At 63.4% G+C, this 20,473-nt stretch carries 22 protein-coding genes; 8 read left to right on the plus strand and 14 right to left on the minus strand.

The window, feature by feature from the left end; translation table 11 throughout:
* Positions 1-16: 16 nt before the first annotated feature.
* Entirely contained in the window at positions 17-1,294 is a 1,278-nt protein-coding gene (gene purD, locus AC56QQ_RS24595; protein ID WP_497123701.1) for a phosphoribosylamine--glycine ligase, read from the minus strand.
* Positions 1,295-1,451: 157 nt separating this feature from the next.
* Positions 1,452-2,273, minus strand: a complete 822-nt coding sequence (locus tag AC56QQ_RS24600; RefSeq protein WP_497123702.1) for a phytanoyl-CoA dioxygenase family protein — start codon at positions 2,271-2,273, stop codon at positions 1,452-1,454.
* An 89-nt stretch (positions 2,274-2,362) separates the two neighbouring features.
* Between AC56QQ_RS24600 and AC56QQ_RS24605 the strand changes: the two genes are divergently transcribed.
* Positions 2,363-3,274 carry a LysR family transcriptional regulator gene (locus tag AC56QQ_RS24605; protein ID WP_497123703.1) on the plus strand — a complete coding sequence of 304 codons (912 nt, stop codon included), beginning with the start codon at positions 2,363-2,365 and terminating at the stop codon, positions 3,272-3,274.
* A 61-nt stretch (positions 3,275-3,335) separates the two neighbouring features.
* Positions 3,336-4,319, plus strand: a complete 984-nt coding sequence (gene ubiA / locus AC56QQ_RS24610; RefSeq protein WP_497129107.1) for a 4-hydroxybenzoate octaprenyltransferase — start codon at positions 3,336-3,338, stop codon at positions 4,317-4,319.
* Between the two features lie 97 nt (positions 4,320-4,416).
* On the opposite strand, the gene AC56QQ_RS24615 is transcribed toward ubiA, so the two are convergent.
* From AC56QQ_RS24615 to AC56QQ_RS24625, 3 genes are all read right to left on the minus strand, one after another.
* Entirely contained in the window at positions 4,417-4,983 is a 567-nt protein-coding gene (locus tag AC56QQ_RS24615; protein WP_091576418.1) for a DUF6101 family protein, read from the minus strand.
* A gap of 185 nt (positions 4,984-5,168) precedes the next feature.
* Positions 5,169-6,599 (minus strand): FAD-binding oxidoreductase, encoded by a 1,431-nt coding sequence (locus AC56QQ_RS24620; RefSeq protein ID WP_497123704.1) that lies wholly within the window; start codon positions 6,597-6,599, stop codon positions 5,169-5,171.
* Between the two features lie 9 nt (positions 6,600-6,608).
* Positions 6,609-7,583, minus strand: a complete 975-nt coding sequence (locus tag AC56QQ_RS24625) for an L-threonylcarbamoyladenylate synthase (protein ID WP_497123705.1) — start codon at positions 7,581-7,583, stop codon at positions 6,609-6,611.
* A gap of 192 nt (positions 7,584-7,775) precedes the next feature.
* Here AC56QQ_RS24625 and AC56QQ_RS24630 point away from each other — a divergent pair, with 192 nt between their 5' ends.
* Both AC56QQ_RS24630 and AC56QQ_RS24635 read left to right on the plus strand, forming a co-directional pair.
* Positions 7,776-8,237, plus strand: a complete 462-nt coding sequence (locus AC56QQ_RS24630) for a hypothetical protein (RefSeq protein ID WP_497123706.1) — start codon at positions 7,776-7,778, stop codon at positions 8,235-8,237.
* 157 nt (positions 8,238-8,394) lie between these two features.
* On the plus strand, positions 8,395-8,784 hold the full coding sequence (locus AC56QQ_RS24635) for a hypothetical protein (protein WP_497123707.1): 390 nt from the start codon (positions 8,395-8,397) through the stop codon (positions 8,782-8,784).
* A 172-nt stretch (positions 8,785-8,956) separates the two neighbouring features.
* On the opposite strand, the gene AC56QQ_RS24640 is transcribed toward AC56QQ_RS24635, so the two are convergent.
* Complete coding sequence (locus AC56QQ_RS24640) at positions 8,957-9,355, minus strand: cupin domain-containing protein (protein ID WP_489860380.1); 399 nt, start codon at positions 9,353-9,355, stop codon at positions 8,957-8,959.
* Between the two features lie 95 nt (positions 9,356-9,450).
* On the opposite strand from AC56QQ_RS24640, the gene AC56QQ_RS24645 reads away from it, so the two are divergent.
* The gene (locus AC56QQ_RS24645) at positions 9,451-10,362 is read left to right on the plus strand and encodes a LysR family transcriptional regulator (RefSeq protein WP_497123708.1); all 912 of its coding nucleotides are present in this window, start codon (positions 9,451-9,453) and stop codon (positions 10,360-10,362) included.
* Positions 10,359-10,511 (plus strand): hypothetical protein, encoded by a 153-nt coding sequence (locus tag AC56QQ_RS24650; protein ID WP_497123709.1) that lies wholly within the window; start codon positions 10,359-10,361, stop codon positions 10,509-10,511. The genes AC56QQ_RS24645 and AC56QQ_RS24650 overlap by 4 nt, the downstream gene beginning before the upstream one ends.
* A gap of 102 nt (positions 10,512-10,613) precedes the next feature.
* Here the strand turns inward: AC56QQ_RS24650 and AC56QQ_RS24655 are convergent, their stop codons facing one another.
* Positions 10,614-10,925 (minus strand): ATPase, encoded by a 312-nt coding sequence (locus AC56QQ_RS24655; RefSeq protein WP_497123710.1) that lies wholly within the window; start codon positions 10,923-10,925, stop codon positions 10,614-10,616.
* Positions 10,926-11,035: 110 nt separating this feature from the next.
* Positions 11,036-13,252: a glycine--tRNA ligase subunit beta gene (gene glyS, locus AC56QQ_RS24660; RefSeq protein WP_497123711.1), complete on the minus strand. Its 2,217-nt coding sequence runs from the start codon at positions 13,250-13,252 to the stop codon at positions 11,036-11,038.
* A gap of 226 nt (positions 13,253-13,478) precedes the next feature.
* Between glyS and AC56QQ_RS24665 the strand changes: the two genes are divergently transcribed.
* Positions 13,479-13,655, plus strand: coding sequence for a hypothetical protein (locus tag AC56QQ_RS24665; protein WP_497123712.1), 177 nt, complete (start codon positions 13,479-13,481; stop codon positions 13,653-13,655).
* A gap of 3 nt (positions 13,656-13,658) precedes the next feature.
* On the opposite strand, the gene AC56QQ_RS24670 is transcribed toward AC56QQ_RS24665, so the two are convergent.
* Positions 13,659-14,639 carry a glycine--tRNA ligase subunit alpha gene (locus tag AC56QQ_RS24670; protein WP_489860374.1) on the minus strand — a complete coding sequence of 327 codons (981 nt, stop codon included), beginning with the start codon at positions 14,637-14,639 and terminating at the stop codon, positions 13,659-13,661.
* Positions 14,640-14,874: 235 nt separating this feature from the next.
* On the opposite strand from AC56QQ_RS24670, the gene AC56QQ_RS24675 reads away from it, so the two are divergent.
* Positions 14,875-15,336, plus strand: coding sequence for a GNAT family N-acetyltransferase (locus tag AC56QQ_RS24675; RefSeq protein ID WP_497123713.1), 462 nt, complete (start codon positions 14,875-14,877; stop codon positions 15,334-15,336).
* Positions 15,337-15,442: 106 nt separating this feature from the next.
* On the opposite strand, the gene AC56QQ_RS24680 is transcribed toward AC56QQ_RS24675, so the two are convergent.
* From AC56QQ_RS24680 to AC56QQ_RS24700, 5 genes are all read right to left on the minus strand, one after another.
* Positions 15,443-17,218: a tetratricopeptide repeat protein gene (locus AC56QQ_RS24680; protein ID WP_497123714.1), complete on the minus strand. Its 1,776-nt coding sequence runs from the start codon at positions 17,216-17,218 to the stop codon at positions 15,443-15,445.
* A gap of 238 nt (positions 17,219-17,456) precedes the next feature.
* A complete protein-coding gene (locus AC56QQ_RS24685; RefSeq protein WP_497123715.1) occupies positions 17,457-17,900 on the minus strand; it encodes a DUF1284 domain-containing protein in 444 nt (147 codons plus the stop codon).
* 6 nt (positions 17,901-17,906) lie between these two features.
* Entirely contained in the window at positions 17,907-18,506 is a 600-nt protein-coding gene (locus AC56QQ_RS24690) for a biotin transporter BioY (protein ID WP_489860371.1), read from the minus strand.
* Positions 18,507-18,612: 106 nt separating this feature from the next.
* Positions 18,613-19,281 carry a GntR family transcriptional regulator gene (locus AC56QQ_RS24695; protein ID WP_497100627.1) on the minus strand — a complete coding sequence of 223 codons (669 nt, stop codon included), beginning with the start codon at positions 19,279-19,281 and terminating at the stop codon, positions 18,613-18,615.
* A gap of 113 nt (positions 19,282-19,394) precedes the next feature.
* A complete protein-coding gene (locus tag AC56QQ_RS24700) occupies positions 19,395-20,411 on the minus strand; it encodes a polyprenyl synthetase family protein (RefSeq protein ID WP_269903636.1) in 1,017 nt (338 codons plus the stop codon).
* Positions 20,412-20,473 lie beyond the last annotated feature (62 nt).

Genomic DNA, 20,473 nt, shown 5'->3' on the forward strand with positions numbered 1-20,473 from the left:
TTCCCGATACGGAACTTCAGCCTGCCCGCTCGCGCGCCACGGCCTGCCAGCCGATATCGCGGCGGCAGAAGCCGTCCGGCCAATCGATGCGGTCGAGCGCGGCATAGGCGCGCCTCTGCGCCTCGCCGACCGTGCTCCCGGTCGCCGTGACATTGAGGACGCGGCCACCATTGGCAACCAGCGCGCCGCCATTGATGGCCGTGCCGGCGTGGAATATCTGGACGCCGTCGCTTGCCGCGTCTTCGACGCCGCGGATGACGGATCCTTTTTCCGGAGTACCGGGATAGCCCCTGGCGGCCATCACCACGGTGAGCGCGGCTTCGTCGCGCCAGCGCACTGAGGTATGCGCAAGCTGGCCGTCGGTCGCTGCGTTGAGCAGCACCAGCAGATCATCCTTCAGCCGCATCATCAGCACCTGGCATTCCGGGTCGCCGAAACGGGTGTTGTACTCGATCAGCTTCGGCCCATTCTCGGTGATCATCAGCCCGGCGAAGAGAATGCCGGCGAAAGGCGCGCCTGATACAGCCATTCCGCGCATGGTCGGCTCGATGATCTCGCGCCTGGTGCGTTCAACCATCTGCGGCGTCATCACCGGGGCCGGCGAGTAGGCGCCCATCCCACCGGTGTTGGGACCAACATCGCCATCACCGACACGCTTGTGGTCCTGCGCGGTGCCGAAGGGCAGCGCCGTGGTGCCGTCGCAGAGGCAGAAGAAACTTGCCTCCTCACCGGTCATGAATTCCTCGATCACCACCTCCGCCCCGGCGGCGCCGAAGGAACCTTCGAAACAGGCATCGAGTGCTGCCTGTGCCTCACTGAGTGTCATGGCGACGGTCACGCCCTTGCCAGCGGCCGGGCCATCGGCCTTGATGACGATCGGCGCACCCGTCTTTTCTACATAGGCCTTGGCGGACGCCAGATCGCCGAAACGGCCATAGGCGGCGGTCGGGATGTTGTATCTGGCGCAGAGGTCCTTGGTGAAACCCTTCGAGCCTTCCAGCTGTGCGGCGGCCTTGGATGGACCAAAGACGCGAATGCCTTGCGCGCGCAGATCGTCGGCAATGCCGGCGACCAGCGGCCCTTCCGGACCGACCACGACAAGGTCGATTGTCTTCTCCAGGCAAAAGGAGGCCACGGCGGCGTGATCGGCAATGTCCAGCTTCACCAGCTCGGCCTCGCCGGCGATGCCCGGATTGCCGGGAGCCGCATAGAGCTTGGTCAGCAGCGGTGAGGCGGCAATCTTCCAGGCAAGCGCATGTTCGCGGCCACCGGAGCCGAGAAGAAGAACGTTCATGGCCACCTCTTGATGCTATCCCTTGGAGAGCACCCGCTATTGCTCTCTTGGCGACGGGTCAAGGCATCCGGGTGTTTTGATCCGAATTGCGCACGGGAACGTTACCCCTGCCGAACACGGGCGCCGGATACCGGCGCCCGTGTTCTGGCAATTCGGTTCAGCCCGGGAAAACGACCGGAAACCAGTCCTCGCGCAATTTCTGTCCCGGCTGCATGCCGTGGCCATGATAGGGCGGCGACGTGCGTCCCGGCCGCTCGACATAGCGTGCGTCGTCACCGACCCAGCGCAGCGACAGCGCCCGGCGCCGCGCCGAGGTCATGTTGCCGCGTGCGCCATGCGCGGTCCTGAAGTCGAACAGGATAGCGTCGCCCGGCTCCATTTCCCACTCGAGCACCTTCAGCGACGGATCCTTGTCCGGGTCGGGCACCGGCAGATAGTCCCCGTCGCCAGCGTAGAAATTGCTGTCGTCGAGCCAGCGCACCGGCAGGATCATCTTGTCCCATTTGTGCGAGCCGGCGATGAGGCGCAGCGTTGCCTCCTTCACCGGGTCGATGGGAATCCAGAAGCTCACCGTCTGCCGGCCGTCGACAAAGTAGTAGGGGATGTCCTGGTGCCAGGGCGTCGGCTTCTGCGTACCGGGTTCCTTGACCAGCACATGATCATGGAAGAACTGCGCGGTGCGCGATTGCATCACCGCCGCCGCCAACTCAGCGGCCGGCGATTCCCGCACCACCCTGACGAATTCGGGAATGCGCTCCCAGTTGCAGTAGTCGTCGAAGAAACTGCCGCGGCCATTGGCGATATCCGACGCGGTGGCGCTGCGGTTCTGCATGTTGCGCTCGATGCCGGCGGCAATCGTGTCGACCCAATCCTTGAAGGCGCCACGAATGCAAACCGCACCGTCACGCTGGTAGTCGGCGATTGTCTTGGCATCGATTTTCTGGGCATCGATCGTCTGGGTGTCGCTTTCGGAAGCCATGGCGTTCTCCTTATGGGAATGACCGACTATCGCAACCATCTTTCATTCAGTAAAATAATAACTTTCCATTTGCTACATAGGCTATGTCTATGAATGTGACCCTCACGCAGTTGCGTTATCTTGTCGCCGTGGCGCGTCATGGCAGCGTCACCGGCGCGGCAAAGATGCTGAACGTCTCGCAGCCTTCGATCTCGGTGGCGATTGACGCCGTCGAAAAGAATTTCGGCCAAAAGCTGTTCGTCCGCCAGCGGGGAAGCGGCGTGTCGCCGACATCGTTCGGGCGCGCCGTTGTGGCGAAGGCAAGACAGGTCCTCTCCGAGGCGGACGAACTCGTCGGCCTGGGCTCAGGCAAATCGGCTGTCGGCGGTGAACTGGTGCTGGGCTGTTTCGAGGATCTGGCACCGTTCTTCGCGCCGGCCCTGATCCGTGCCTTCTCCGAACGCTATCCCGCCGTGAAGATCGTGGTTCGCGACGAGACGTTCGAAACGCTGGGACGACGGCTCGGCGATGCGGCCATCGATCTCGGCCTCACCTATGATCTCAGCCTGCCGACGCATTTCGCCCGCATCCTGCTGCGCGAACTTCGCCCGCACGCCCTGTTACCGGCAGGCCATCCCCTGGCGGACCGTCCATCGGTCAGCCTCGCGGACCTGGCCGCCTATCCGCTGATCACGACGGACCAGCCACACAGCTGGCAACACATGCTTGATCTGTTCCGCAGCCGCGGCCTTTCGCCAGTGGCCGACAGGGCGACGAGCTCGTTCGAACTCCAACGCAGCATGGTCGCCAACGGCTTCGGCGTTGCCATCAGCTACACCCGCCCGCACGGTGACCGCAGCTATGACGGCCTGCCCCTCATCTGCAAGCCGCTGTCGGATCCGCTGCCCATGCAGCGGATCCTGCTCACCCATGACACGCATCAGCGTGTATCTAATGCGGCGCTGGCCTTCATCGAGGTGGCGAAGGATTGGTTCGCCACCCACGACATCTTCGCCTCATGATCCGGCGCAGCTGCCCGCCTCGCCGCTTGACGACCTCCAACTCTGCTGCCAATCCAGCATGATGGAACCCATCCAATCGAAAGCGGCCCAGGGCCGTGTCGCCGATGCGCCGAACGGCCATTGGGTCTATCGCGTGCTGCCACGCTCGATATGGCCCTACGCCCAGCTTGCCCGGTGGGACAGGCCGATCGGCTGGCAGTTGCTTTTGTGGCCGTGCTGGTGGTCGGCGGCGCTTGCGGCGAGCGCCTATCCGCGCCCCGGCGACCCGCTGCTCTCGCTGCTGCCGGCGCCATGGTATCTCGTGCTGTTCCTGGTCGGCGCCATCGCCATGCGCGGCGCCGGCTGCACCTACAACGACCTCGTCGACGAGGACATCGACAACAAGGTCGAACGCACGCGGTCGCGGCCGCTGCCATCGGGCAAGGTCACGCGCCGGCGGGCATGGCTGTTTCTCGTCCTGCAGGCCCTGGCCGGCCTGGCGGTGCTGCTGCAGTTCAACAGCTTCGCCATTCTGCTCGGCATCTGTTCGCTGGCCGTCGTCGCCATCTATCCGTTCATGAAGCGGATAACCAACTGGCCACAACTGGTTCTCGGCCTTGCCTTTTCCTGGGGCGCGCTGATGGGATGGGCAGTCGAGTTCGGCGATCTCGATGGGCCCGCCATCATGCTCTATGTCGGCTCGATCCTGTGGGTGATCGGCTACGACACGATCTATGCGCACCAGGACAAGGAAGACGACGCCATTGTCGGCGTGCGCTCGACGGCACGCCTGTTCGGCGAAAACACCAAGTCGTGGCTGGCAGGACTTTATGGCGGCGCGCTGATCTGCTTCGCCATCGCCTTCGCGTCGGCGCAGGCGCCGGTGCCGGCACTGGCCGGGCTGATCGCCGCCGGCGCCCATATGGGCCGGCAGATCACGGTTCTGGATATCGACAATCCGGACCAATGCCTGCGGCTGTTCCGGTCGAACAACCAGGTCGGTTGGTTGATCTTCCTCGGCCTGATCGGTGGCGCGCTGTGGGTGGCGCTGAAGCCGCTGGTCTAGCGGCCGCCTCCCTCGCCCCCGCCCTTCGCAAGCTCAGGGCGTTCGAAGCTCGAAAAGCCAAGCAATTGGCTTTTCGTCCGCTGTCGCGGACCGCTTCTCACTCCCTTGAAATCATCTCCTGGCCGTCGATGACCAGCCTGAGACCGAGATCGCCGGCCCTGCGGCGAGCGAGGAAGCGCGGGCGACGCGTGGTCGAAACGCGACCCTTGCGGCGATCCTGCGGCGGCAGCGTCTTGATGGCCGCGCCGAGCGATTCCTCCAGCGTGCGGGCGACACCGTCCGATTCGATCAAGAGCATCGGCAGACGGTAGGCATCCGCCCAGGCGCGCCAGTCGGCGGCGACATCCTCGAGATCGTCGGCAACCAGCAGCGGCACCGACAGCATCGGATCGTTGTGCAGAAGTTCCAAAGTCACCGTGACATTGCCGTCCGGATCCTCCATCGCGCGGGCGGCAACGCCGCGGAACGCATTGGCGGGCAGAGCGATGATCGCCGGCACGCCGCTCATCTCGAGTACGCGGCGGATGACGGCGCCACGCTGGTCGATGGTGAAGGTCACGTCGCCGTAGTCGTCGCGCGTGGCATAGCTCACCACCTGCGGCAGGCGGAATGGGTCGAGACGCATGTTGCGTCCCGCCCAGACTGGCTTCAGTCCGGTGTTCATAGAGTGCCTTCCTGTCTGTCTCCTGAGAGCCGGTGTCCGGTTCTCTCCGGGCCGGTTTTTCCAGCCTCGTTTGTGAGGAAACAGTAGCGCGGGCTCCTTACCGTCGCGCTTAAGAAAGTCGGTTAAATTTTGCTGATCTCAGGGATGGTTATCGGAATGCGACCAGGCACAAGATGTTGAAAGGATCAGATAACCTTACCGGGATTCATGATCCCCGCCGGGTCGAAGGCCGCCTTCACCCTGCGCATCAGGTCGATCGCCATCGGCGGCGCGGTGGCGATCAGTTCGTCCCGCTTCAACTGGCCGATGCCGTGCTCGGCCGAGATCGAACCGTGCAGGCTGCGCACCACGTCATGCACCGCGTGGTTCATCGCATGATAGAGACCGAGAAACGCTTCGTCGTCGCCGTCCACTGGCCGCGAGATGTTATAGTGGAGATTGCCGTCGCCCATATGGCCAAAGCAGACCACACGGGCGTTCGCGCTTACCGATGCCACGGCACCGGCGGCCTGTTCGATAAAACGCGGGATCATGGCCACCGGCACGGAAATGTCGTGCTTGATCGAGGCGCCCTCCGGTTTCTGCGCTTCGGGCAGCACCTCGCGGAAATTCCAGAAGGCATCGCCCTGCCCGAGGCTTGCAGCGATGACCGCGTCACCGACGAATCCCTGCTCAAGACCGGCTGAAAGCACGTCCTCGATCAACGCTCTCGAATCTTCCGATGAACGGCCGGACGAAATCTGTATCAGTACATACCAAGGCCAATCCTCGACCAGCGGCCGCGTCACGCCCTGGGCATGCGCCAGCGTGAAATCGTATGGCCGCCTGCCGATCAATTCGAAAGCGGTGAGTGCGTATCCGGCACGGTCCATCGCCAGGCTGAACAGGGAAAGCGCCGCCTCGGGCGACGACAGGCCGACGAAAGCCACTTCACGTCCCTTCGGCTTCGGGAACAGCTTGAGCACGGTGGCTGTGATGACACCGAGCGTGCCCTCGGCGCCGACGAACAGGTCTTTCAGGTCGTAGCCGGTGTTGTCCTTCTTCAGCTTGCGCAGGTCGTCGAACACCTCGCCGGTCGGCAGCACCACTTCGACGCCAAGGCAGAGCTCGCGCGCATTGCCATAGGCAAGCACGCCGGTGCCGCCGGCATTGGACGAGAGATTGCCACCGATCTGGCAGGAGCCTTGCGCGGCCAGCGACAGCGGAAACAGCCGGTCGGCGGCGTCGGCCGCCTCCTGCAGCGTCTGCAGGATGACGCCGGCCTCGACGGTCACCGTGTTGGACAGCACATCGATCTCGCGGATGCGGTTCAGCCGCGACAGCGACAAGACGATCTCGCGGCCCGATTTGTCCGGCACCTGGGCGCCGACCAGCCCGGTGTTGCCGCTCTGCGGCACGACCGGCGTTCCCGTCTCGCTCGCCAGCTTCATGATCTGGCTGACCTCTTCAACGCTGCCCGGCCGCAGCACCAGCGATGTCGCGCCATGCCAGAGCCCGCGCCGCTCGGTGAGGTAAGGCGCGATATCCCGCTCGTCGCGCAGGGCATATTTGTCGCCGACGATCGCCGCGAAGCGATCGATGAGAACGGGGTCGAGTGTCGCTGAAGTCTCGGTCATGTCGGAAAACTATGTTGTGGGCTGTGTGTTGTCACGTGGGGCAGCCGCGCGCGACAGCCGATCGTTGATCGCCTCGCCAAGACCATCAAAGGGGATAGGCTCGACGGCGATCGTCCGCGCGCCGCTGCGGTCGAGATCCTGCATGTAGGCGAAAAGATTGCTCGCCGCTTCGCGCAAATCGCCTGATACGGACAGGTTGAGGAACGCGGCGGCGTGTCGCCAGCCTTCGGCTCGCTGGCTGCCGAAGGCGAGCAGGGCTTCGCCCTCGCCGACCGTACCCGCGTTCAGCCGCATGGCGGCACCCGGCGCGTAATGCGAGGCCAGCATGCCGGGCGCCTCGACGCCGACGGCACCGCCACGCAACAGCTTCATGCCGATGACCGCCTCGATCTCACCGGCGGCAATGCCGCCGGGCCTGAGCAGCCGCAATGCCGCGCCATCTACCTTGACGATGGTCGATTCCAACCCGACCGGCGTCGCGCCGCCATCGACCACCAGCTTGATCCGCGCGCCGAGATCGGCGGCCACCGCCTGCGCCGTCGTCGCGCTGATCCGTCCCGACGAATTGGCGCTGGGTGCCGCAAGCGGGCGACCGAGGCGGTCGATGAGTTCGCCGCCAAAGCCCCTCGGCATGCGCAAGGCAATCGTATCGAGCCCGGCCGTGACCAGCGGATGGATGCCGTTGCCAGGCCGCTGCGGCAGCACCAGCGTCAGCGGACCCGGCCAGAATGCCTGCGCCAGCTTCTTCGACAGCGGATCAAACAACGCGATGCGCTCGGCCATCGCCATGTTGGCGACATGGGCGATCAGCGGGTTGAAGCGCGGCCGCCCCTTGGCTTCGAAGATGCGCGCCACAGCGATGCCGTTGGTGGCATCGCCGGCAAGCCCGTAGACGGTCTCCGTCGGGATGGCGACGACATCGCCATCCCTGAGCAGCGCCAGCGCCCGCTCCATCGCCTCGCCGACGGCAAGTATTTCAGCCACTCTCGTCACCTCACAGATGCCGGCTGCGTAGTACGATGGCGGCTGTCGGGCAAGTCGGCAGTTGGGCAAGTCGCTGTTGGGAGCAGTCGGGCATTGGCGACTTATCAATCCCTAAAATGCAATGTTTCCACGAAAGCCGATATCAAGTCCGACCCGCTATCGTGTGGTTCTGGACAAAGGGGAGCTATCATCGTGTCTGTGCGTATCCTGGGGGCGCTGGGGATCACTCTGGCGGCGATGACCGGCGGGGCGCAGGCCTCGTCGCTGGTTTTTCCCGGTGTGCCATCCTCGACACCATCCATCATCAAGCTCGGCGTCAAAGCCAGCGATATGCGGTCCGTGGTGGCGCTCGGCGAAGCACAGCCCGACGTCACCTATGAAAAGGTGGCCGCCATCCCGGACAAGCCCGGGACCAGGCGCGGCTCCCAGCAAGGCCCCGTGGTCATCCGTGGTGGCGTCGCCGGTCCTGCCTTCTCGGCACCGGCACCAAGCGCGGCGCCGGCCACCGGTACCGCGGCAGCAGGCACCGCGCCGGCAACGGCCACTGCCTCGGCAGCCCCTTCGGGAGATACTGGAAATAAATCCGCCGCAGCCCCGAGCACGCCCGCGCAGGCAGCGGCCCAGCCCATACAAGGGCTCGGCAAAGCCAAGTAGGGCGCCTCACCGCGACTTGACTGCGGTCTGACGGTCGGCGCACCATTGCCGGGCAAACCCCGTCCCGGCTGATCTTCACCGCTGGACGCGGTCACCTGAATTTCGCCAGGCGGCTGTGGCAGACGGGGTTTCATCGTTCAGGGCAAGAGGGGTTGATATGAGCAAATCCAGAACTGTCACCGTGGTCGGGCTTCTGCTGGTATCACTGCTTGGCGCCGGCGCGGCTCATGCGGACGACATGCTGGGATCCTATGTCGCGCGCATTTCCGATCGGGATCATCAAGCGAGTGACGGCTATGCGCTCGACAGCGCCGCGCAAATGGTGCGGCAGGACCGCGCCAACTGGCACAAATTCCATCGCCGCGACCGCGACGACGAGGGTGACGCCTGGTTCAGGACCAATGACCAGCGCGCCGATCTGCAGCGCATGCTGGAGCGCCCCGGCGCGATGAGTTCCTCGACCAAGCGCGCCATCGTCAATGGCGAGCCTCTGATCCAGGTCGACGTCTACGAAAACGGCGTACACGTCAGCATCCTGGAGGACTGACAAGTCAGCATCCGGGAGCACCAAAAGAGAGGGTCGCGCTGATCAGGCTGTGTGAAAGCACAATTGGTTCTTTGCGTCGTCGCCGAAGTCTGCCGAACGGCAAGACCCTCCCCGACTCTCCACCGAGACTAATCGATCGGGGAACGTCCGTAGTCGAAGCGAAAACTGCCGTTCACTTCACAGGGTCGGCAAATGGTGTGTCGGGGTCGCTCACATAAAAGAGCACCATTCTTGCCGGTACTTTGGGATCGAGATTGCGTCCTGTCATGGTGACGTGTGCCGGTTCAACGAACACTTCGCCGGCGCGCACGTGGACAGGCTCACGGTCGTCGAGTTCCAGAGTGAAGGTGCCTTCGAGCATATAGACCGTAACCGGAAAGCGGTGCGAATGATGTGGCGTGCGATCGCCTGGATCGAGAGTGGCGGACAGAACGCGCACCTCCTGATCTTCTGCGCGCGACATCGTCTGCACGACCTCGCGATGAAGCGGGGTGAGTTTCGCCGCGCCGGTGTCTCGCGCTGATGCGGTGACGCCGACCGAAAGGCCCGCGATCGCCTGACTGATTTCCATTGTCTTGTGCATACGGCTCTCCTCGTCGAATGATGGCCGATCCTAGGCCGGGACCGCGACACCGGGCAGCAGCAAGTTTGCCGAACGGCCATGCAATGCTGCATAACGTCCGAATGTTCGATTGGAACGGCCTTCGATATTTTCTTGCAGTTGCGCGGCATGGAAGCACGCTCGCGGCCGCTCGGGCGCTCGGCGTCAATCAGTCGACGGTTCATCGGCGACTGTTGGAGTTGGAGCGCAAGGTCGGTCATGCGTTGGTCCGCCGCCACCCGACAGGTTATCAGCTAACGGAACTCGGCGAAGCGCTGCGCCCGGCTATCGAACGGGTGGACGAGGCCGTCGCTGGAGTCGAGCGCCAGGTCCGTGACCATGGAAACGAGCTGGTTGGCACGATCCGTCTCACCTGCCCCGAGCCTTTGGTATCCCGCATCACGTCATCGCCTTTGCTCGATCTCTTCCACGAGCGCCATCCTGGGCTGAGGGTGGAGTTCGTGATGAGCGACGGTTATCTCGATCTTTCGAAAGGGGAGGCCGACATCGCGCTGCGCTCCGGCGAACCTGCCGACGAAAACCTGGTCGGGCGGAAAATCGGCGATTCGATCTGGGCGGTTTACGCCAGCCTGAGCTACGTCCAGCACAATGGCAGGCCACATCGTGTTGAAGATATCGCCGACCACTCCATCGTGGGATTCGATGGAATGCTCGTGAACCACCGAGCGGCGAAGTGGTTCGCCAGCGTTGCGCCCAACGCAAAGGTCGCAGCTCGCAACAACAGCGTTCTTGGCGTGTTGATGGCCGTGAAATCGGGCGTCGGTGTCGCTCCGCTGCCCACCACGATTGCCGACATGCACGATGACTTGGTGCAGGTCCTTCCTCCGGTACGGGAACTGACGCGCGGCTGGTACCTCCTCACGCATCCGGACCTGCGGACGACACCTCGCATCCGCGCCTTCTTCGATTTCGTTGTCGAGAAGCTGGACCTGGTCCGGCCGATCCTAATGGGATGATCGCCGCGCCCGACCTGAAGCACTGGATAAAATGGATGATGACAGGCCGGTTCCTGACGCGAGGCACCAAGGGAACCAGCACCGAAATGGCACTCTCGGTGCTGGCTTTCAACATGGTCCGGAGCATCAACCTCGGCCAAAGCCGTTGAAAGGTAGATGGGCTGTTTCAGGCGCTTCGCCGAGACGAAGCGCCGACGTTCTCATACAGCCTGTGATGCGCCGCCCTCTTTCGACTGAACTGGATTGAAATCTCAGGCCGCGACGTCCTTGTCCTCGTCTTCTTCGGACTCGTCTTCTTCGGATTCCTCGTCGTCGCCTTCAGCCTTCACGCTGTCGTCGGCGTCGTCTTCTTCATCTTCCTCGTCTTCGTCCTCGTCGTCACCCGAGAGAGTGGCGGCTTCGGCCTCGTCCTTGTCCGACTCTCCGCCGTCTTCGTCGTCTTCGTCGTCCGACAGGTCGGCGGTTTCGACGGCAGCGGCAAGATCGGTTTCGGAAGCGGTTTCAAGCGCCTCGGCGGGAGCCGGGGTTTCTTCTGTCACTTCGATTTCGTGATCGGAATTCATGGAAGCCTCCGTGGGGTTGGGGAACATGTCCCTTTTGCCACGGAGAGATCATCGCCATATGACTGTAAGCCGGCTCGAACGGCCGGCCTACAGATATTTTTCTTAAGCTCTCAACCCGCGATTTTCGCGAAATCCGCGACTTGACCGGTGGCCGCACGGATGCGGGCGAGCAGCGCCAGACGGTTGGCTCGTACGGACACGTCCTCATCATTCACGAGAACACCCTCAAAGAATGAATCAACGGGTTCGCGCAAAACGCTAAGCGCCAGCATGGCAGCGGAAAAGTCTTCGTTTTGAATCGCTTCGCCGGCTTGCTTCTCGGCCTGATTCACCGCCGCAAACAGCGATTTCTCGGCATCGTGCCGGAACAGCGCCGGCTCAACGGTTTCGGCGACCGCCGTTTTCTTCTTCTCCTCGGCCGCCAGGATGTTGGCCGCACGCTTGGTGCCGGCGAGCAGGTTCCTGCCGTCCTCGCTGTCGAGGAAGGAGCCGAGCGCCTCGACGCGGCGGACGATCTGCAGGAGGTCGTCGGACTGTGGCGTGATGACGGCATCGATGAGATCGTGGCGGGCGCCCTGGTCACGCAAGTAGACCTTGAGGCGATCGTGGAAGAAGGCGAGGAGGTCGAGTACCTCATCGCCAACTTGCGCACCTCTGAACTCTCGCATTCCTCGCCCTATTGCTCCACCTTGGGCGCTCCTCATCGATTGATGGACCGAAGGGATGTGAGATTCTGCCACATCGACGATGCTCAACTGAATCTTGTTCTCGACCAGTATCCTCACGACGCCAAGCGCAGCCCTCCTCAACGCATAAGGATCCTTCGACCCTGTCGGCTTTTCATCGATGGCCCAAAAGCCAACCAGCGTATCCAACTTATCTGCGAGCGCGACGGCGATCGAAACCGAATCGCTCGGCACGCGATCGGAAGGGCCTTGCGGCTTGTAATGTTCTTCAGCGGCGGCGGCCACGGATGGATGCTCGCCCTGGAGGAGCGCGTATTTGCGGCCCATGGCGCCCTGCAGTTCCGGGAACTCGCCGACGACCTCGGTCTGCAGATCGGCCTTGGCGAGAACCGCGGCACGGCGCGCCAGAGCGCGATCGGCGCCGACGATTGGCGCCAGTTCTTCGGCCAGCCGCTTGATCCGCTCCACCCGTTCGCCCTGCGTGCCGAGTTTGGCATGGAAGGTGACGCCGAGATGGTCGAGGCGGGCCATGCGCTGATCAAGCGGTTTGTTTAGGTCGAGTTCGAACTTTTCCGCCGACGCCCGCAACTGGTCGAGATCAGGCAAATTGCCTTGGTCGGTCGTCCAGAAATAGAGCGCGTCCGACAGGCGAGAGCGCACCACCTTGCCGTTGCCGTGGGCGATCTCCTTGCCGCCATCCTTCGCTTCGATGTTGGCGGTGAGGATGAAGTGGTTGGAAAGCGTATCGTCGACGCCCGGCGGCCGTGTCACAAAGCACTTCTGATTGGCGCGGATGGTCAGCCGGATCACCTCGGCCGGAATGCCCAGGAAAGCCTCTTCGAACGCGCCCATCAGCACGACCGGCCATTCGACCAGTCCGGAGACTTCCTCCAGCAGCCCGTCGTCCTCGACCAGGTCGAGACCGTTGGCGAAAGCGAGATTGCGGGCGTCGGCAAGGATGATCTCCTTGCGCCGGTCGGCGTCGAGCACGACTTTCGCCGCCTCCAGCTTAGAAACATAGTCATCGAAGCGGCGCACGGTGATGGCATCAGGCGCGTGAAAGCGGTGGCCATAGGTGATGTTGCCGGAGCGGATGCCGTCGATCTCGAAATCGACCACGACGGGCTCCTCGGTCTCCGGGCCGAAGGTGCACAGGATGGATTGCAGCGGCCGCACCCAGCGCAGCGAGCCTGGTTTCGCCGAGGCCGGGCCCCAGCGCATCGATTTCGGCCAGGGGAAATTGCGGATGATGCCCGGCACCAGTTCGGCGATGATCTCTTCGGTTGCCCTGCCCGGTTTCGAAATGTGGGCGACATAGAAGTCGCCCTTCTTGGGGTCGGAATGGACATGCGCCTCGGCGATCGATGTAAGCCCGGCCTTGCGCAGGAACCCCTGGACCGCCTGCTCGGGCGCGGTCGTCGACGGCCCCTTGATCTCCTCGCGGATATCCTTCGAGCGTGCGGTCAGCCCCCTGATGTCGAGCGCCAGACGCCGCGGCGTCCAATACTCGCGCGCCGCCTCATAGGTCAGCCCCGCCTCGACCAGACCGTCGGTCAGCATCTTCCTCAGGTCACCCGCCGCCTTGCGCTGCATGCGGGCAGGAATTTCCTCGGAGCGAAGTTCTAGAAGCAGGTCAGGCATCGGGGTCAGCTCATGCGGGAGAGTGGTCCGGGCGGGGCATAGCAACTCGGCTGGCCGCTGTCACCCTTTCGGCGCTTCAATCGCCGACTTCGGCTGATTTCCGGAAATTTTGGCCTCGCTGTCGGGACGCGGCGATCCGGCCCGTCCTTGGATCAAAGATTTCCATGAACCGAACGCAGCGCTGAAGCGACCCACGCTCAGGCAGGGAACTATTGGCTGAACGACCATGAAAACGGCATCCAGACTTCTTCAGATCCTCGCGCTCAGCGCCTGCTTCACCGCGCAGGTCCACGGCGCCTTCTCGATGCCGGGCGTGCGGCAGGCATTGCGGACCATGGCTGGCCCGAGCGGCCAGATCCTGTCGCCGATCAACGCTTCCCTAGAAATGATGAAGCGCGCCTGAAACTCAGGCCGCCAGTCCGCCAGCCTGTGTCTTCAGAAACGCCTCGCCGCAGGCCTTGGCCAGATTGCGCACCCGCAAGATGTAGCTCTGCCGTTCGGTGACCGAAATCACGCCGCGCGCGTCGAGCAGGTTGAAGACATGGCTGGCCTTGATGCACTGGTCGTAGGCTGGGAAGACCATCCTGTGCATCGGCAGATTGTCGTTCGACGCCGGCGCACCGGCATCGAGCAGCGCCTTGCACTCGGCCTCGGCATCCTCGAAATGCCTGAGCAGCATCGCCGTGTTGGCGTATTCGAAATTGTGACGCGAGTATTCCTGCTCGGCCTGCAGGAAGACATCGCCATAAGTCACCTTGTCGGCGCCCTCGCGGCCGTTGAAGTTGAGGTCGTAGACATTGTCGACGCCCTGCACATACATGGCCAGTCGCTCCAGCCCATAGGTGAGTTCGCCGGCCACCGGCGCGCATTCGATGCCGCAGACCTGCTGGAAATAGGTGAACTGCGACACTTCCATGCCATCGCACCAGCATTCCCAGCCGAGTCCCCAGGCGCCCAGCGTCGGGCTCTCCCAATCGTCCTCGACGAAGCGGATGTCGTGCAGCAGCGGATCGACGCCGATCGCCACCAGCGAGCCGAGATAGAGCTCCTGCAGGTTCGGCGGATTCGGCTTCAGGATGACCTGATACTGGTAATAGTGCTGCAGCCGGTTCGGGTTCTCGCCGTAGCGGCCGTCCTTGGGACGGCGCGAAGGCTGGACGTAGGCAGCGTTCCAGCGCCTGGGTCCAAGCGCCCGCAGCGTCGTCGCCGGATGAAACGTGCCAGCGCCGACCTCCATGTCGTAGGGCTGGAGGATGACGCAGCCATAGGCCGCCCAGTAGTTGTGCAAGGTCAGGATCAGCCCCTGGAACGAGCGGCTGGGGTGCATATGGGCGGGGATTTCAATCGTCACGGTGGCCTCGACAGCAAAGGCTAGAGCCTGTTCCATCCCTTGAGCATGATCCTTTCCGAAAACCGGTACCCACTTTTCGGGATCATGCTCTTGCCGGCACGTCCTAGAGACACGGCGGCGAAGCGTCAAGCAAGGCGCGCCGGCACGGATCGCCGTGAGCGTGCGGGACGATGTTGAAAGCATTGCAAGCGGCTGGCCCATTGCCGGCCATGAGAGCCTGCGGTCTGTTCGATACCTGAACCATCCCGTGTCAACGACAACAGGTTCCGCCATGCCCAGCCCGATCGCCATCCGCCCCGTCACCCGCCAGGACTTCGACCAATGGCTGCCACTGTGGGATGGGTACAACGCATTTTACGGCCGCTCGGGTGAGACGGCCCTGGCAAGTGAGATCACCGCGATGACGTGGTCCCGCTTCTTCGATGCCTATGAGCCGGTCCACGCGCTGGTCGCCGACAGCGGGAGACAACTCCTCGGCCTCGTCCACTATCTCTTCCACCGCAGCACCACGGCGATCGCGCCGAACTGCTATCTGCAGGACCTTTTCACCACCCAGGCCTCGCGTGGAAAAGGGGTCGGCCGGGCGCTGATAGAGGGCGTCTACGAACGCGCCCAGGCCGCCGGCTCGGGCCGGGTGTACTGGCTGACGCACGAAACAAACCACACGGCGATGAAGCTCTATGACAAGGTCGGCGAACGCTCCGGCTTCGTCGTCTACCGCAAGATGTTCTGAGGCAATTCCGAGCGCATCGACGCCTGTCTGGGCGCGTCGCCGAATACCATCGATCCAAACGAAAACGGGGCTCCGAAGAGCCCCGTTCGCATTCACAAAGCCGGCTTCACCCCTTCGGGGCGGGCACTGGCTCGGGCTTGACCTTCGGGGTTTCCTGCGCCGTGTTGGATTCGATCGCCGGCAAGCCCTTCATCAGCTTCTGCTGCAAGGTGGCCAGCACATCGGGATCAGGCTTCAGGTCGCGCGCCTGGTTCCACTGGAAGGTGGCTTCCAGCTTGCGACCGACGCGCCAGTAGGCATCACCCAGATGGTCGTTCAGAACCGGATCTTCCGGCTTCAGCGACACGGCGCGTTCCATTTCACGCACCGCATCATCGAACCTGCCCAGGCGGAAATAGGCCCAACCCAGCGAATCGACGATGTAACCGTCGCTTGGTCTGAGGTCGACGGCCTTCTGGATCATCGCCAGGCCTTCCTTGAGGTTCGTGTTCATGTCGACCCAGGAATAGCCGAGATAGTTCAGCACCTGCGGCTGGTCGGGCTGCAGTTCCAGCGCCTTGCGGAAGTTGGGCTCGGCCTTCGGCCATTCCTTCAGCCGCTCATAGGCGATGCCGCGCTGGTAGAATATGTTCCAGTTGGCGGCGGTCGGCGTCTTCAGCACTTCGACGGCCTTGTCATAGAGGTTGGCGGCCGAGCGGAAGTCATCCTTCGAGGAATAGACGCCGCCAAGCGCCAGATAGGCGCGCATGTCGTCGGGGTGGGCGCCAACGAAGGCCTTCAGGTGGGTGATCGCCTCATCGTGACGGTCGAGATCGGCAAGGTTGAGGCCAAGCTGCAGGTCGGAAAGCTCCTTCAGCGGCGAAGAGTCGGGAATGCGCCGGTAGAGCGCGATGGCGCCCTCGCCGTCCTTCAACTGCTCGGAGACGGCAGCGAGTTGCACCAGGGCGGCGTCGCTGTCGGGCTTCAAGGCCAGGGCGTATTGGAGATAAAGACGGACGAACGGCTCGCCGCCACCGCGGTTGAGCGCGGTGGCGAGATCGAGCAGGATTTCGGAGGCGCCGTCGGACGGGCCGGTAACCATCGGCGCAATCTTGTCGCCCTTGCTGATCCTGTCGCGCAAGGCGACGATTTCCAGCTTGCCGGGCGAAAACGCCTCGGCCTGGTCGAGCACCGAAATCGCCTTGGCCTTGTCGCCCTTGCGGGCCAGGAACGAGGCATAGGCCTGGGCGTTGCGCATCCAGGTTTCAGGAGCGGCGCCGCCGGCGGTCGTGTCCTGCATTGTCGCGGCGTAGATCGCCTCGGCCTTTTCAGGCATGTTCGACGCATCGGCGATGAGCGCGCGGTGGAACGACTTGAACAGGCCGAACCAATCCGGCCCCTGGAGCTTGTCGATCGAAGCCATCGCGTCGCTGGCCTGGCCGGCGCCTTGTTCGGCCCAACCGGACATCACCCCGGAGATCAGCCTATCAAGATCGGATTCCAGCGACAGCTTGAGCCAGTACTGCGCCTTGGTGAAATCCTTCTTGTGGAAGGAATCGACGGCCAGCGCCAGGCGCGAGAAGCGCTCGACATCGGGAACTTCCTTGAGCTTGTCCGCATAGACCAGGGATTCGTCGAAGCGACCTTGAGCGATCAGCGACAGCATCAGGCTCTGCTGCAGGCTGGTGTCACTCGGGTCGAAGGCCAGGGCCTGCTTGTAGTAGGCTATGGCGCTGTCGAGGTCGTTGTCGCCTTCGGCGATCCGCGCGGCCAGATAGGCCCCCGAGAAAGACGTGATCTTGACCGGTTCGGTGGTTTGCTTGGCATGGGCGGGCAGAGCCGAGATCGCTATGCCTGCCACAATTGCCAGCCTTGTCAGCCAGCGCGCACGTCCTTGCTGCATCGTATCCCTTTCAGCCAGGCGTCATCTCCGCGTCAGCGGGATCGACGTAGACTCGATCATTCGGGGCAAAGCATGGCCTTTTTGGGGTCACGCTTCAATCCGCCTCAAATTCACAATCGGGTCACCCGATTAACAAACCATGGCGGCAAGGGACAGTTTTCCGCTTGGAATTTCCGCCCTGACGCTGGTGAAACCGAATATATCACAGATTTCAACCACTGGGATTCCACCACCGCTATCAGCGTTTGCCCGGCACGGCGGACCGCTGCACCTGCGTATCGCGATACCTACCGGCCGCGACCGTGCCGCACAGCTCGTTCCATTCGCAGCCTCCGCAGGCCTTGCGCACCAGGCCCGCCGAAAACGCCTGCCGCATCCGCGCCAGAATCGCCGCATCGAGGTCGAGGCGCGCGCCGATCAGGATTGGCCGCGCCAGCAATTCCTCCACATCCGCCGCCGCGAGCCGGTCCCGCTCCACCGCGCTCTCGCCCAGGCAGTGCGGTTCCGGCTCGTCGAGCAACGGCGCGCAGACGTCGTCCGGGCCGGAAACGATCAGGATGTCCTCGCCGCGGCTCAGGCGCTCCGCGATCCCGTCGTAGTTGGCGGTGAAGGCAGGGCTGTATCCCTTGCCTACATAGGTGAGCAGGCAAAGGAGGTGATGGGCGCGCAGCCTTATGGTCATCTGTTCTTACAGCCTGAGATCGCCCGGCTCCGGCTTGTAGCCTGAAAACAGCTTGAGTGTCGCGGCACCGAGCGCCGACTTGAGCAAGCCGCCGACGATGAACGGCAGGAAGCCGAAGGTAATGGCCTTTTCGGCGCCGATCATCACCGCGAGCCATGCCGTGCCCAGAACCAGGCAGGCAAGGTTGCCGAGCAGCATGGCGGCGAAGGCAAGCACCACCCTGTTGCCGTTCCAGCCGCGTTCGGCCAGCCATCCGACAAGCGCGCCGGTGATCGGGAAGGCGAAGAGATAGCCGCCCGTCGGCCCGACGAAATGCGCTACACCGGCCGCGCCTCCGGCCAGGACCGGAAAGCCCACCGCGCCCTCGACCAGCCATGCCGCGATGGTGACCGCGCCAAGCCGCCAGCCATACAGCGCGCCAATGAGCGTCACGGCGAAAGTCTGCATGGTCACCGGGACCGGCACCATCGGCACTTCGATATAGGACGACAACGCCAGGAACAGCGTGCCGAGCACGACGGCTCCGACCTGCCAGCCGAGAGCGCGATCCTGGAGCCTGAGCGGGCTGAAAGAAGGTTTGCGGGAGGTGAATGCGATGTTTGCCATTGGGATTCCTTCGATCGATTGCAAATTATAGATAATTTCTGTTTTCGATCTATTATCGAATCCACAATTCCCTGGAGATAGCAAGCCTTCCCTTTGCAAAGGCCGTCTAGCCCACGATTGCAAAGGCCTCGCGCGTCGCCCCGGAGGCCGTCTTGACCGGCTTGCGGCCAATCCACTGGACATGCCGCCCCAGTGTCACTGCCGCCGATTCGGTGTTTCCCTGCCGCAAGGCGGTCAATATCGCCCGGTGGTCCTGGTCGGTGCGCTTCTCCCACTCCGAGCGCCATGCGGCGAACAGGAAGCGCGCACTCGCGGCGTGCAGATCGTCGATGGTGGCGAGCAGGCGCGGCATGCCGCACGGCGCCAGGATCAACCGGTGAAAGGCGCGGTTGGCTTCTTCCCATGACCGGACATCGCGGGACTTGTCACCGGCCTTGGTCGCTTCCTCGGCCAGATCGAGAATGGCTGGCGTCAGGTGCGGCGCGGCATGGCGTAGCGCCAGCACTTCGAGCGCGGCCCGCATTTCGGCGACCTCCTTGACCTCGCCCAGATTGAAAGCCGCCACGCGCACGCCACGGCGCGGCTCGCTGACGGCCAGCCCTTGCGCTTCGAGACGGCGGAAGGCCTCGCGTACGGGAACATGGCTGGTGTGGAATTCCTCGGCGACATGGTCCTGCCGAAGCCGAGCCCCGGGCTCTATCGCGCCCGAGATGATGCGATCCGCCAGTATCTTGCTGATGCGCACCGCGATGGTGTCGTCTGTGCCCTTTGCCATTTTTTATAGATAATTTGCGGCAAGGCGGCTTGTCGAGACTGTGGGACCGGGATTCGGCGGATTGCGTTCTTGCGCGTCTCGTCTGCCGCGCCGGAGAGGCGCGGCAGCGCTTCTCAGTTCACCCGGCTGATGCAGAAATCGATGACGTCGATCAGCGCCGATTTCTGCGGCGTCGCTTCCAGCGGCGCCAGCGCGTCGCGGGCGATCTCGCCGAAATGGCTGGCGCGCCCGATCGTGTCTGCAATCGCGCCGTGGCGGGTCATCAGCCCGATCGCCTTTTCCAGGCCGGCGTCATCGACGACATTGTCCTCGATGGCGCGCTTCCAGAAGGTGCGCTCGGCCTTGGTGCCGCGCCGATAGGCGAGAATGACCGGCAAGGTCACCTTGCCCTCGCGGAAATCGTCGCCGACATTCTTGCCCAGATCCTTGCTGGTGCCGCCATAGTCCAACGCATCGTCGATCAACTGGAAGGCAAGACCGAGATTCATGCCGTAGGAGCGCAGTGCCGCGCGGTCGTTGCGGGTCGCCTGGGCAATGACGGGGCCGACTTCGGCGGCAGCGGAAAACAGCGCCGCGGTCTTGGCCTTGATGACCGCGAAATGTTCATCCTCGGTGGTCTCGAGGTTCTTGGCGGCGGCAAGCTGCATCACCTCGCCCTCGGCGATGATCGAGGCGGCGCTCGACAGGATGTCGAGCGCTTCGAGCGAGCCGACATCGACCATCATGCGGAAGGCCTGGCCAAGCAGGAAATCCCCGACCAGGACACTCGCCTGGTTGCCCCAGATCATGCGGGCGGTTTTCTTGCCGCGACGCATGCCGCTCTCGTCGACGACATCGTCGTGCAGCAAAGTCGCGGTGTGCATGAATTCGACCGACGTTGCGAGCTTGACGTGGCCCTCGCCCACATAGCCGAACATCTGGGCCGCGGCGAGCGTCAGCATCGGCCGTAGCCGCTTGCCGCCAGACGAGATCAGATGGTTGGCAACCTCCGGGATCATCTCGACATCGGAGCCGGCCTTGGACAGGATCAACTCGTTGACACGCCCCATATCGGCCGCCGTCAGATCGATCAAATCCTTGATGGAGGCGGGCTCCCGCTTCCCGTTTTCGATGTTGAGAACGACACCCACGACAATCACTCCCGTCTTGGTATAACGCGTGCGACGGCACCCTTAATCCCGACAAGACTCTA

Source organism: Mesorhizobium sp. RCAM 05099, assembly GCF_059683685.1.

Excerpts from the sequence above, each read along its gene's own strand:
- AC56QQ_RS24695 (WP_497100627.1), bottom strand. The coding sequence starts at position 19,281 with ATGGCAAAGGGCACAGACGACACCATCGCGGTGCGCATCAGCAAGATA.
- purD (WP_497123701.1), bottom strand. The coding sequence starts at position 1,294 with ATGAACGTTCTTCTTCTCGGCTCCGGTGGCCGCGAACATGCGCTTGCC.
- AC56QQ_RS24680 (WP_497123714.1), bottom strand. The coding sequence starts at position 17,218 with ATGCAGCAAGGACGTGCGCGCTGGCTGACAAGGCTGGCAATTGTGGCA.
- AC56QQ_RS24605 (WP_497123703.1), top strand. The coding sequence starts at position 2,363 with ATGAATGTGACCCTCACGCAGTTGCGTTATCTTGTCGCCGTGGCGCGT.
- AC56QQ_RS24645 (WP_497123708.1), top strand. The coding sequence starts at position 9,451 with ATGCTGCATAACGTCCGAATGTTCGATTGGAACGGCCTTCGATATTTT.
- AC56QQ_RS24615 (WP_091576418.1), bottom strand. The coding sequence starts at position 4,983 with ATGAACACCGGACTGAAGCCAGTCTGGGCGGGACGCAACATGCGTCTC.
- AC56QQ_RS24675 (WP_497123713.1), top strand. The coding sequence starts at position 14,875 with ATGCCCAGCCCGATCGCCATCCGCCCCGTCACCCGCCAGGACTTCGAC.
- glyS (WP_497123711.1), bottom strand. The coding sequence starts at position 13,252 with ATGCCTGACCTGCTTCTAGAACTTCGCTCCGAGGAAATTCCTGCCCGC.
- AC56QQ_RS24620 (WP_497123704.1), bottom strand. The coding sequence starts at position 6,599 with ATGACCGAGACTTCAGCGACACTCGACCCCGTTCTCATCGATCGCTTC.
- AC56QQ_RS24650 (WP_497123709.1), top strand. The coding sequence starts at position 10,359 with ATGATCGCCGCGCCCGACCTGAAGCACTGGATAAAATGGATGATGACA.
- AC56QQ_RS24655 (WP_497123710.1), bottom strand. The coding sequence starts at position 10,925 with ATGAATTCCGATCACGAAATCGAAGTGACAGAAGAAACCCCGGCTCCC.
- ubiA (WP_497129107.1), top strand. The coding sequence starts at position 3,336 with ATGGAACCCATCCAATCGAAAGCGGCCCAGGGCCGTGTCGCCGATGCG.
- AC56QQ_RS24665 (WP_497123712.1), top strand. The coding sequence starts at position 13,479 with ATGAAAACGGCATCCAGACTTCTTCAGATCCTCGCGCTCAGCGCCTGC.
- AC56QQ_RS24640 (WP_489860380.1), bottom strand. The coding sequence starts at position 9,355 with ATGGAAATCAGTCAGGCGATCGCGGGCCTTTCGGTCGGCGTCACCGCA.
- AC56QQ_RS24690 (WP_489860371.1), bottom strand. The coding sequence starts at position 18,506 with ATGGCAAACATCGCATTCACCTCCCGCAAACCTTCTTTCAGCCCGCTC.
- AC56QQ_RS24670 (WP_489860374.1), bottom strand. The coding sequence starts at position 14,639 with ATGGAACAGGCTCTAGCCTTTGCTGTCGAGGCCACCGTGACGATTGAA.
- AC56QQ_RS24600 (WP_497123702.1), bottom strand. The coding sequence starts at position 2,273 with ATGGCTTCCGAAAGCGACACCCAGACGATCGATGCCCAGAAAATCGAT.
- AC56QQ_RS24635 (WP_497123707.1), top strand. The coding sequence starts at position 8,395 with ATGAGCAAATCCAGAACTGTCACCGTGGTCGGGCTTCTGCTGGTATCA.
- AC56QQ_RS24685 (WP_497123715.1), bottom strand. The coding sequence starts at position 17,900 with ATGACCATAAGGCTGCGCGCCCATCACCTCCTTTGCCTGCTCACCTAT.